This window comes from Stenotrophomonas sp., assembly GCF_031995405.1.
GTDB lineage: Bacteria > Pseudomonadota > Gammaproteobacteria > Xanthomonadales > Xanthomonadaceae > Stenotrophomonas.
The window spans coordinates 1-11,100 of record NZ_DAMAGC010000135.1; the positions used below are offsets into that span (position 1 = coordinate 1).

An 11,100-nucleotide genomic window follows, 5' to 3' on the forward strand; every position below is an offset into this window, starting at 1 on the left:
AGGTTGGAGATCATCACCACGTCGATCAGGCCCAGCACCAGCAGCATGATTTCCTGCTCGCCCATGCTGTTGGCCTTGTGCAGCAGGTGCCACAGCTCCTTGCCGAACAGGAACACATACACGCACTGCGCCAGGATCAGGCCCAGGTACAGCGGCAGCTGCAGCCAGCGCGAGGCGAAGATCAGGGACGACAGGGGGCTGATGGGCTTTTCGGTGGCGCTCATGCTGGAATGCTGCGTTGCGGGGGACGCGGCAGGTTAACGGGTCCGCCGTGACCCCGCCACCCAACCGACGCACTAGACTCCAGACTTACCCATCCGCGAGTGCGTCGCCATGATCGACCTGTACTACTGGCCCACCCCCAACGGCCACAAAGTCACGCTGCTGCTGGAAGAGCTGGGCCTGCCGTACCAGATCAAGCCGGTCAACATCGGCGCCGGCGACCAGTTCAAGCCCGAATTCCTGGCGATCTCGCCCAACAACAAGATGCCGGCGCTGGTCGACCACCAGCCCGCCGACGGTGGCGCCCCGCAGAGCGTGTTCGAGTCCGGCGCGATCCTGCTGTACCTGGCCGAGAAGACCGGCCGCTTCCTGCCCGCCGACGCCCGCGGCCGGGTAGCGGTGCTGGAATGGCTGTTCTGGCAGATGGCCGGGCTGGGCCCGATGAGCGGGCAGATGGGGCACTTCAACGTGTATGCGCCCGAGCAGATCCCCTACGCCATCGACCGCTACAACAACGAAGTGCGCCGCCTGCACGGGGTGATGGACAAGCGCCTGGCCGACAGCGCCTTCCTCGGCGGTGCGGAATACAGCATCGCCGACATGGCCAGTTACCCGTGGATCGGCGCGTACGACAAGCTGCCGGTGGATTTCGCCGCCTTCCCGCACCTCAAGCGCTGGCACGAGGCCATCGCCGCGCGCCCGGCCACCCAGCGCGCCTACGCGCTGCGCCAGAAGGTCAACCCGGACGCCGGCAAGCCGCTCAGCGAAGAAGAGCGCAAGCACCTGTTCGGCCAGCGCTGAGCCGCGGCAATGCCGGCCGCTGGCCGGCGTTCCGCACTGCCCGCCGCAGCTGGACACCGGCCAACCGCCGGCACGACCGCAAGGCTTTTGGTTAGGATGAACCGCTCCCCGTCCGCCCCGCGCGGGCGGGGAACGTCCAGACGCTGCCGGAATCCTTCATGCGCCACCTGTTTGCTTCACTTGCCCTCATGCTCGCTTCGACCTCGCTCGCCCACGCTGAAAAGCTGACCCTGGAGGCCATCACCGGCCCGTTGCCGTTGTCCGGCCCGACCCTGATGAAACCAAAGGTGGCCCCGGACGGCTCGCAGGTCAGCTTCCTGCGCGGCAAGGACGCCGACCGCAATCAGCTGGACCTGTGGGCCTACGACATCGCCAGCGGCACGACCCACCTGCTGGTCGACTCCAAGGTGGTGCTGCCCGGCGAAGAAACCCTGAGCGATGCCGAAAAAGCCCGCCGCGAGCGCCAGCGCATCGCCGCGATGACCGGCATCGTCGATTACCAGTGGTCACCCGACGCACGCACGCTGCTGTTTCCGCTCGGCGGCGAGCTGTACCTGTACGACCTGAGCAAGCAGGGCAAGGCGGCGGTACGCCAGCTCACCCACGGCGAGGGTTTCGCCACCGATGCCAAGCTCTCGCCCAAGGGCGGGTTCGTCAGCTTCGTGCGCGCCCGCAACCTGTGGGTGATCGACCTGGCCAGCGGCCGGCAGATCCAGCTCACCGGCGACGGCAGCGACACCATCGGCAACGGCGTGGCCGAATTCGTCGCCGATGAGGAGATGGACCGACACACCGGTTACTGGTGGGCCCCGGACGACTCGGCGATCGCCTTTGCGCGCATCGATGAAAGCCCGGTGCCGGTGCAGAAACGCTATGAAATGTATGCCGACCGCACCGAAATGATCGAGCAGCGCTACCCGGCGGCCGGCGACCACAACGTCACCGTCAAGCTCGCCGTGATCGCGCCGAAGGCCGATGCCGCACCGCGCTGGATCGACCTCGGCCGCGACCCGGACATCTACCTGGCCCGCGTGGACTGGCGCGATCCGCAGCACCTGACCTTCCAGCGCCAGTCGCGCGACCAGAAGCGCCTGGAACTGATCCAGGCCGACCTGGCCAGCGGCCAGCAGCACACGCTGGTCACCGAAACCTCCAGGACCTGGGTGCCCCTGCACAACAGCCTGCATTTCCTGAAGCAGGGCGGCTTTGTGTGGTCGTCCGAGCGCGGCGGGTTCGAGCATCTGTACCGCATGTCCGATGACGGCAAGACCGTCACCGCGCTGACCAGCGGTCACTGGCCCGTCGATGAACTGCTGGCCGTGGACGAAACCGCCGGCAAGGTCTACTTCCGCGCCGGTGTCGATTCGCCGCGCGAAAGCCAGATCTACGCCGTGCCGCTGCAGGGTGGCACCCTGCAGCGCCTGTCGCAGGCACCGGGCATGCACAGCGCCAGCTTCGCCAAAAACGCCAGCGTCTACGTGGACAGCTGGTCCAACACCACCACCCCGCCGCAGATCGCGCTGTTCCGCGCCAACGGCGAGAAGATCGCCACCCTGGTCGAAAACAACCTGCGCGATCCGCAGCACCCGTACGCCCGTTACCTGGATGCGCAGCGCCCGGTCGAGTTCGGCACGCTCACCGCTGCCGACGGCAGGACCGAGCTGCACTACAGCCTGATCAAGCCGGCCGGTTTCGATCCGGCCAAGCGCTATCCGGTGGTGGTGTACGTGTATGGCGGCCCGGCCAGCCAGACCGTCACCGACAGCTGGCCCGGCCGTGGCGACCACCTGTTCAACCAGTACCTGGCCCAGCAGGGTTACGTGGTGTTTTCGCTGGACAACCGCGGCACGCCGCGCCGCGGCCGCGATTTCGGCGGCGCCTTGTACGGCGTGCAGGGCACGGTGGAAGTGGCCGACCAGCTGCGCGGCGTGGCCTGGCTGAAGCAGCAGGCCTGGGTGGACCCGGCGCGCATCGGCGTGCAGGGCTGGTCCAACGGCGGCTACATGACCCTGATGCTGCTGGCCAAGGCGTCGGACACCTACGCCTGCGGCGTCGCTGGCGCGCCGGTCACCGATTGGGGCCTGTATGACAGTCACTACACCGAGCGCTACATGAACCTGCCGGCCAACAATCCGAAGGGCTATGAAGCCGCGCGCGTGCTGGCCCACATCGACGGCCTGCGCTCGCGCCTGCTGCTGATCCACGGCATGGCCGATGACAATGTGCTGTTCACCAACTCCACCTCCTTGATGAGTGCGCTGCAGAAGCGTGGCCAGCCGTTCGAACTGATGACCTACCCGGGCGCCAAGCACGGTTTGTCGGGCAGCAACGCGCTGCACCGCTACCGCCTGGCCGAGGATTTCCTGGGGCGCTGCCTGATCCGCTGATCCACCGTTTCCGCCACCGGCTCGACAAGGAGTTCGCCGATGACATCGCCCCCCGCACTGACCCGCACGACCGTGTCCACCGGCTGGTGGCGCCGCCACTGGCGCTGGGCCATGCCACTGGCAGTGGTGGCGGGGATCGCGACGGCCGCCGGGGCGGTGTGGTTCGCGCTGGCGCAGTGGGCGTACTGGAGCAAGTCCAGTACGCCCTACCAGGAGGCGATGCGCCGCGCGCGCTGCAACATCGAGCTGGTCCAGGCGCTGGGCGAACCGGTGCAGGACGGCTACCTGCCGGCCGGCTCCATGCACACCACCGGGCAGAGCCAGTTCGTGATCGCGCTGTCCGGCCCGCGCGGTGACGGCCGGCTATTCCTCAATGCCCGGCGCCGCGGCGGGCAATGGGACTACCCGATGCTGTACGTGGTCACCGACGGCAAGCAGGCGATCGACCTCACCGCGCTGGACGACGAAGAGGCCGCCGAGCGCTGCGCGTTGCAGGAATGCCGCGCAAACGGCCAATGCCCGTTGCCGCCCGGTTCGCTGGAGGCCTGATCGACGCATGACCTCCGGCCGATTGCCGGGCGTGCCGTGAGTGCGTAGGGTCGCAGGCATCCTGCCCTGGAGTTCCCGCATGAAGCCGCTCGTCCTTGCCGTTGCGCTGGCCCTGACTGTCCCCGCCACCCTGTCGGCGCCGCCGGCGCTGGCCAGGCAGGCCGCTGCCCAGCCTGCCGCTGCCAAACCCGCCGCCAGCCCGGCGTGGGTCACCCGCAGCAACCAGCTGGCGCAGATCCTGCTCGACGCGCAGGGCCCGTTCCAGCCGGAAGAAACCGGTTTCTTCGGCGTGCCCGGCTATGACGACAAGGTGGCCGATTTCGGCCCCGACAACGGTGCCCGCTACCGCGCGGCCATGGTCAAGGCACGCAGCGAACTGCAGGCCAAGCTGGGCAGCGAGCGCGATCCCAACGTGCGCCAGGACCTGGCGATCATGATCGCCGCGGCCAGCCAGAACATCGAAGGCAGCGAGCTCAACGACAAGTACCTGCTGCCGTGGAGCGACACCCCGCAGACGGTGTTCAGCGGCATCAACCTGCTGCTGTCCGACCAGGTGCCCGCCGAGCGCCGCGCCAAGGCACTGGACCGCCTGAAGGCGTATGCCGGCCTCGCCCCGGGCACCCAGCCGGTCACCACGCTGTCGCGCCAGCGCTATGAAGAGCGCCTTGGCGACAAGACCCTGCTGCAGCCGACCAGGATAGAAGTCGAGCAGTCGCTGGCCAACGTGGACACCTACATCACCGGTATCGAACAGCTGTTCGGCAAGTACAAGGTGGCCGGCGCCGATGAAGCGCTGAAGACCATTGCCACCCAGCTGCGCGAGTACCGCGACTGGACCCGCAGCGCCGTGTTGCCCAAGGCCCGCACCGATGCGCGCCTGCCCGAGCCGCTGTATGCCTACCAGCTCAAGCGCGTGGGCATTGATATCGCCCCGGCGGTGCTGATGCAGCGCGCGCAGCTGGAGTTCATGGAAACCCGTTCGGCAATGCGCCAGCTGGCGCCGCTGGTGGTGCAGGCCAAGGGCCTGAAGGTGGCCGACCCGACCGATCCTGTCGCGGTGGTGCGCGCGCTGAAGGGCGACAAGATCGCCGACGACCAGCTTGAGCACCACTATCGTGGCGTGATCGATGCAATCGACCCGATCATCCGCCGCGAGAAGATCGTCGATGTGCCGCAGCGCCCGATGCAGATGCGCCTGGGCTCGGCGGCCGAGAGCGCGGCCTCGCCGGCGCCGCACTTCCTGCCCGCGCCGCTGGTCGGCAACACCGGGCAGCAGGGCACCTTCGTGCTGCCGCTGGGCAACCCCGCCGCCGGCGACAAGGCCGCGCAGTACGACGATTTCAACTTCGGTTCGGCCGCGTGGACGCTGAGCGCACATGAAGGCCGTCCGGGCCACGAGCTGCAGTTCACCGCGATGGTCGAACGCGGCGTCTCGCTGGCACGCACCATGTTCGCGTTCAACTCGGTCAACGTCGAAGGCTGGGCACTGTATGCCGAAGCGGAGATGGTGCCCTACGAACCGCTGGACGGGCAGCTGATCGCACTGCAGTTCCGCCTGCTGCGCGCCGCCCGCGCGATGCTCGACCCGATGCTCAACCTGGGCCTGATCGACCGCGCCAACGCCGAGCGCGTGTTGATCGACGAAGTCGGCCTGTCCAAGGCGATGGCCACCCAGGAGCTGGACCGTTACATGGTGCGCATGCCCGGCCAGGCCGGCAGCTACTTCTACGGCTACACCCGCATCCTGGAACTGCGCATGCAGACCGAACTGGCGCTGGGCAAGCGCTTTGACCGCCTGGCGTTCAACAACTTCCTGCTCGACCAGGGGCTGCTGCCGCCGGACCAGCTGGCGCAGGCGGTGAACGACGTCTTCGTGCCGAAGTACAAGGCCGCAGCAAAGCGCTGATCCGGTCTGCCGTCCGCGCCCATCAGCCGGGCGCGGGCGGGTAGTGCCGGCCGTTGGCCGGCACCCTGATGAGCCCATCGGGAAGTGCAGGGTTGCCGGCCAATGGCCGGCGCTGCCGGAACAACGCTCGCGTCCGGCGTCCGGCGTTACCGCTGCGGCGTGATCGTCTGCGTCGGCAGGCGTGCCGGTGGTGCCGGGTTGGGCACCCAGATCGCTACGCCGGCCGCCCGCTTCTGGGTGGTCGGGATACCGATGCCCACGCCACCGCCCACGTGCGAACCGAAGCTGCCGGCACCCACCGACATGCCCACCGGTGAGCCGCTGGAACCCACGCCCATCAGGATCACGCCGTTGGCACCGAGTGCGGCCGCTTCGCGTTTGAGTCGCATCACCGCCGCATCGGTCTGGCCCTGCGTGCCGAAACCCACCGCGCTGGCCGATTCCAGCTGCGCGATCTCCACCGAGCCGGCCGGCGGGGTCGAATAGATCTGGACGCTGGCCGGATCCACCGGCGCGCGCGCCTGGCCCAGCATCACCTTGGAGGTACTGGCGCAGCCGGCCAGGGCCAGCAGCACGCCAAGTACGGCAATCGATCGGATGTTCATGCATCACCCCTGTTCAGTAGGGACCATCGGCCCGTGGCGCGATCATCGGTGGCGACCACTGAATCGGTGCCAACGTCGTGATCCTCACGCTAGCACTGTCGGAGTGAGCGGCGTGCCGCGGTCCGCGTGACCGGCCGCCGGCGCCGATGAACGCGTCAGATACGCCCCGGTTTTAGGCTATGGTGAGGCCAACATCACCGAAGGAGCCTGGCATGGGGTTGATCAGTCTGTTGTGGGGCATCCTGGCGCTGCTGTGGATGATCCTGGCCCTGATCCCGCTGCTGGGCTGGGGCAACTGGTTCCTGATCCCGTTCGCCGCGGTTGGCGCGGTCATTGCCGCGCTGGGCATCCTGTTCACCCACCCCAGCAAACGCGGCCGGGCCTGGGCCGGCCTGGTGCTCAACGGCATCGTGGTGGTCGTGGGGATCGTGCGTCTGGGCTTGGGCGGCGGCATCGTCTGAGCCGGAGCGCCGGTGCCGCCACCGGCTGCGACCATCGGTCGCAGCGACCGGGCGGCGCCGCGCATCGGCGTACAATCAAGGGCTGCCGCTGCGGCCCTGCCGCCGGCCCACGCCCGTCCGGGCGCCACTCCCGCTTTCGATGATCATTCGTCCTCGTCCCCACGGCTGGCAACTGCTGTACATCCTGCGCGGCTCCATCGTCCCAGCGGTGGCCCCCAAAGTGCTGTCGATCCTGCTGCTGTCGATCGCGGTGGCCGCCTTCGCCGAGGTCTGGCACCCGCCGGGCATCGAGCGTGTCTCGGTGGCCCCGTTCACCCTGCTGGGCCTGGTGCTGTCGATCTTCCTGAGTTTCCGCAACAACGCCTGCTTCGAGCGTTGGTGGGAAGGCCGCAAGCTGTGGGGCCAGCTGGTCTACGAATCGCGCAGCCTGGCGCGGCTGTGCACGGCGCTACTGGCCGATGATGCACCGCGCCGCGCGCGCATCTGTCGGCTCGGGATCGGCTTCGCCCATGCGTTGGCGGCCAAGCTGCGCGGCGGCGATGCCGGGCTGGCCGCGCTGCCCTGGGTAAACGAGGAAGACCACGCGCGCCTGGGCGAACGGTTCAATGCCCCGGACCAGCTGCTGGCGATGATCGCCGCCGACCTGGCCGTGCCGCTGCGCGCCGGCCGCCTCGATCCCATCCTCTACAGCCAGTTCGAAACGCGCCTGCATGCGATGTCCAGCATCCAGGCGGGCTGCGAACGCATCCTCTCCACCCCGTTGCCGTTCGCCTACACCCTGCTGCTGCATCGCTGCGCGTGGATGTTCTGCGTGCTGCTGCCGTTCGGCCTGGCCAGTTCGCTGGGCTGGGCCACCCCGGTGGTGTCGGCGGTACTGGCCTACGCCTTCTTCGGCCTGGACCAGCTGGGCGAAGAAATGGAAGAGCCGTTCGGGCTGGAGCCCAACGACCTGCCGCTGGATGCGCTGGTGCGCACCATCGAAATCGACCTGCTCGACAGCCTGGGCGTGACGCCATTGCCCGCGCCGCTGCAACCGCATCGTTACCTGCTGCAGTAATCCTGCCGCGTCCTACCGCATTCCGTTACGGAGCATCTCCATGGCCCACCCCGACTATCGCCCCCGCCGCATGCGCCACGACGAGTTCTCGCGCCGCCTGATGCGCGAAAACACGCTCACCACCGACGACCTGATCTACCCGGTGTTCGTGCACGAACTGGCCGGCCGCGCGCCGGTGGCCTCGATGCCCGGCGTGGAGCGGCTGTCCATCGACGAACTGCTCAAGGTGGCCGAGGAAGCGCTGGAGCTGGGCATCCCGGTCATCGACCTGTTCCCGGTGATCGACCCGACCGGCAAGTCGCTCGATGCGGCGGCGGCCTGGGACGACAACGGCCTGGCACAGCGGGCGATCCGCGCGCTGAAGTCGCGCTTCCCCGAGCTGGGGGTGATGACCGATGTGGCGCTGGACCCGTACACCACCCACGGCCAGGACGGCATCATCGACGACAAGGGCTATGTGCTCAACGACATCACCGTCGAGGCGCTGGTGAAGCAGTCGCTGTCGCATGCCGACGCCGGCGTGGACATCATTTCGCCGTCGGACATGATGGACGGGCGCATCGGTGCGATCCGCCGCGCGCTGGATGCCGCCGGCCACGTCAACGTGCGCATCATGGCCTACTCGGCCAAGTACGCCTCGGCGTTCTACGGCCCGTTCCGCGATGCGGTGGGCAGCTCGGCCAGCCTCGGCAAGGCCGACAAGAAGACCTACCAGATGGACCCGGCCAACGGCGATGAGGCCATGCGCGAAATCGCGCTGGACCTGGAGGAAGGCGCGGACATGGTGATGGTCAAGCCGGGCATGCCCTACCTGGACCTCGTTCGCCGGGTGAAGCAGCAGTTCGGCGTGCCGACGTTCGCCTACCAGGTGAGCGGCGAGTACGCGATGATGAAGGCCGCCTTCGCCAATGGCTGGCTGGACGAACGCGCCTGCGTGCTGGAATCGCTGATGGGCTTCAAGCGCGCTGGCGCCGATGGCGTACTGACCTATTTCGCGCCGCAGGTGGCGCGTTGGCTGCGCGAGCGCTGACAATACGCGCCCACACGCACACAGGACGACAATGATGCAGACGATTGGATGGGTGCAGTGGCTCACCTGGGGCACCGGGGTGACCGTCTTCGCGGTGGTGATCGGCCTGATCATCCGTGGGGTGCTGCGCGCCGCCAAGCGGCCGCCGGAGCAGCCTTCGGCGGCCGCCCGCGTGGCCCGTGAGAGCCAGCTGGCACCGGCGCTGCAGGCGCAGTTGGCCGAATTGAACCAGCGCAAGGACAACGGCGAGATCAGCGAAGCGCAGTACGAACAACAGCGCGCGGCGTTGTTGGCATCGCGCTGAGCGAACCGGCGCGTTCGGTGCGGCCGCCAAAGGCAGCCACGCATGGCGTGGCTCTACCGGGGCCCCACCTGATACAGGCGTGCCAGGCCCCGCGTCCGCAAGCCACGGCGACCCAGAGCGTAGAGCCACGCCATGCGTGGCTGGTGTGCCGGGGTCCCGCACCTGATACAGGCATGCCAGGCCCCGCTTCCGCAAGCCACGGCGACCCAGAGCGTAGAGCGACGCCATGCGTGGCTGGTGTGCCGGCGTCCCGCACCTGATACAGGCATGCCAGGCCCCGCGTCCGCAAGCCACGGCGACCCGGGGCGTAGAGCCACGCCATGCGTGGCTGGTGTGCCGGGGTCCTGCCGCTGATACAGGCATGCCAGGCCCCGCGTCCGCAGGCACGGCGACCCGGGGCGTAGAGCCACGCCATGCGTGGCTGGTGTGCCGGCGTCCCGCACCTGATACAGGCGTGCCAGGCCCCGCGTCCGCAAGCCACGGCGACCCTGGGCGTAGAGCCACGCCATGCGTGGCTGCGTCACCGGTGCCGATGAAGCCTCAGCGGCAGGTCGTCCCCGGCGCTGCCGGCGTTTTCATCCGGTAGATATCCAGCCCGCCGGCACGTGGTCCGCGTGCCACGCCAGCCACCATCATTTCCGACGGCTTGGAGGCGTCCACCACCGGCGAGCCGGTCTGCCCGTCGGCCGTGTTGAACGACAGCGCCAGCGGCGTGGCCGGCTGGCGGTAGTCACAGCCCACCAGCCACACCTGCGAGCCTGCGGCCGTGCCCCGCGTGATCGCCAGCGCGCCGTCGTTGCCCAGCCAGTCACCGCCCAGCTCGTCGGCGGCGCTGTTCAGCGGTGTCGGCAGCGGCCTGGCGGTGTTGAAGCCCCTGTCTTGCGCGGTCGCCACGTACAGGTCGAAGCCACCGTGGGTGCCTTTGCCATCGCGGGCGAACAGCAGCACCTGTCCGTCCGGACGCACGGCCGGGCGACGCTCGTCATCGGCGGTGTTGACCGTCAGTGGCATCGACAGAATCGGTCCGACGCTGCCATCGGCGTGGATCATCACGCCATACAGGTCGAAACCGCCGCGCCCGCTGTCGCGGTTGGAGGCGAAGTACAGCCAGGTGCCGTCATGGCTGAGGAACGGATCGACCTCATCGCCTGCGGTGTTGAACGGCAGCGGCGTGGGGTCCTGCCAGCGACCATCGCGCAGCACCGCCTGCCACAGGTCCCAGCCACCGGCGCCGCCGGGGCGGTCGCTGGCCCAGACGATCCGCTGGCCGTCCGGCGAGATCGTGGCCTGGCCTTCGTTGGCCTTGGTCGAGACCACGCCCATGCCCTCGATGCCGAATTCGGAAAGTGCCATCGCCTGCGGCGCGGAGAGTAAACTGGCGCACAGCGCGAGCAGTGACAATGGAGTGCGCATAGCCGCGTCCGTTGGGGGTTTGCGTTCCATTCTAGGCCCGGAGCAGACATACACCCATGACCGCCGACCATTACGCCGTATTCGGCCAGCCCATCGCGCACTCGCAGTCGCCGCGGATCCACGCCGCGTTCGGCCGCCAGGAAGGCATCGCGCTGGACTACCGTGCCATCGAGGCCAGCCCGGAGAATTTCGCCGTTGCGCTGGAAGCCTTTGCGGCCGAAGGCGGGGTAGGCGCCAACGTCACCGCGCCGCACAAGGAGGCCGCCTTCGCGCTGTGCACCACGCTGACCTCGCGCGCGCGCCGCGCCGGTGCGGTCAACACGCTGCTGCGCAAGGGCGACCGCTGGCATGGCGACACCACCGAT

The 11,100-nt window shown here is 68.4% G+C and carries 11 protein-coding genes and 1 pseudogene; 9 read left to right on the forward strand and 3 right to left on the reverse strand.

All coding sequences use genetic code 11. The annotated features are described in order from the left end of the window. Window positions 1-224 (reverse strand): YqhA family protein (locus RTO53_RS17340; RefSeq protein WP_312238966.1); only part of this gene is annotated, 224 nt, incomplete at its 3' end. A gap of 109 nt (window positions 225-333) precedes the next feature. Between RTO53_RS17340 and RTO53_RS17345 the strand changes: the two genes are divergently transcribed. From RTO53_RS17345 to RTO53_RS17360, 4 genes are all read left to right on the forward strand, one after another. Further along, a complete protein-coding gene (locus RTO53_RS17345; RefSeq protein WP_312238967.1) occupies window positions 334-1,023 on the forward strand; it encodes a glutathione S-transferase N-terminal domain-containing protein in 690 nt (229 codons plus the stop codon). 158 nt (window positions 1,024-1,181) lie between these two features. After that, window positions 1,182-3,410, forward strand: coding sequence for a S9 family peptidase (locus RTO53_RS17350; protein ID WP_312238968.1), 2,229 nt, complete (start codon window positions 1,182-1,184; stop codon window positions 3,408-3,410). A 39-nt stretch (window positions 3,411-3,449) separates the two neighbouring features. Beyond that, a complete protein-coding gene (locus RTO53_RS17355) occupies window positions 3,450-3,959 on the forward strand; it encodes a cytochrome c oxidase assembly factor Coa1 family protein (protein ID WP_312238969.1) in 510 nt (169 codons plus the stop codon). Between the two features lie 79 nt (window positions 3,960-4,038). Beyond that, window positions 4,039-5,865, forward strand: a complete 1,827-nt coding sequence (locus tag RTO53_RS17360; protein WP_312238970.1) for a DUF885 domain-containing protein — start codon at window positions 4,039-4,041, stop codon at window positions 5,863-5,865. 146 nt (window positions 5,866-6,011) lie between these two features. On the opposite strand, the gene RTO53_RS17365 is transcribed toward RTO53_RS17360, so the two are convergent. Then, entirely contained in the window at window positions 6,012-6,470 is a 459-nt protein-coding gene (locus RTO53_RS17365) for a hypothetical protein (RefSeq protein WP_256774827.1), read from the reverse strand. Between the two features lie 212 nt (window positions 6,471-6,682). On the opposite strand from RTO53_RS17365, the gene RTO53_RS17370 reads away from it, so the two are divergent. The 4 genes from RTO53_RS17370 (at window position 6,683) to RTO53_RS17385 (ending at window position 9,322) form a co-directional block, all read left to right on the forward strand. After that, the gene (locus RTO53_RS17370) at window positions 6,683-6,931 is read left to right on the forward strand and encodes a hypothetical protein (RefSeq protein ID WP_312238971.1); all 249 of its coding nucleotides are present in this window, start codon (window positions 6,683-6,685) and stop codon (window positions 6,929-6,931) included. Between the two features lie 139 nt (window positions 6,932-7,070). Next, window positions 7,071-7,988, forward strand: a complete 918-nt coding sequence (locus RTO53_RS17375; RefSeq protein ID WP_312238972.1) for a bestrophin family ion channel — start codon at window positions 7,071-7,073, stop codon at window positions 7,986-7,988. 40 nt (window positions 7,989-8,028) lie between these two features. Next, the gene (hemB, locus tag RTO53_RS17380; RefSeq protein WP_312238973.1) at window positions 8,029-9,018 is read left to right on the forward strand and encodes a porphobilinogen synthase; all 990 of its coding nucleotides are present in this window, start codon (window positions 8,029-8,031) and stop codon (window positions 9,016-9,018) included. A gap of 31 nt (window positions 9,019-9,049) precedes the next feature. Next, window positions 9,050-9,322, forward strand: coding sequence for an SHOCT domain-containing protein (locus RTO53_RS17385; RefSeq protein ID WP_312238974.1), 273 nt, complete (start codon window positions 9,050-9,052; stop codon window positions 9,320-9,322). 540 nt (window positions 9,323-9,862) lie between these two features. Here the strand turns inward: RTO53_RS17385 and RTO53_RS17390 are convergent. After that, the gene (locus RTO53_RS17390) at window positions 9,863-10,735 is read right to left on the reverse strand and encodes a TolB-like protein (protein ID WP_312238975.1); all 873 of its coding nucleotides are present in this window, start codon (window positions 10,733-10,735) and stop codon (window positions 9,863-9,865) included. Window positions 10,736-10,791: 56 nt separating this feature from the next. Here RTO53_RS17390 and RTO53_RS17395 point away from each other — a divergent pair. Further along, window positions 10,792-11,100: pseudogene (locus RTO53_RS17395) on the forward strand (shikimate dehydrogenase); the annotation flags it as partial.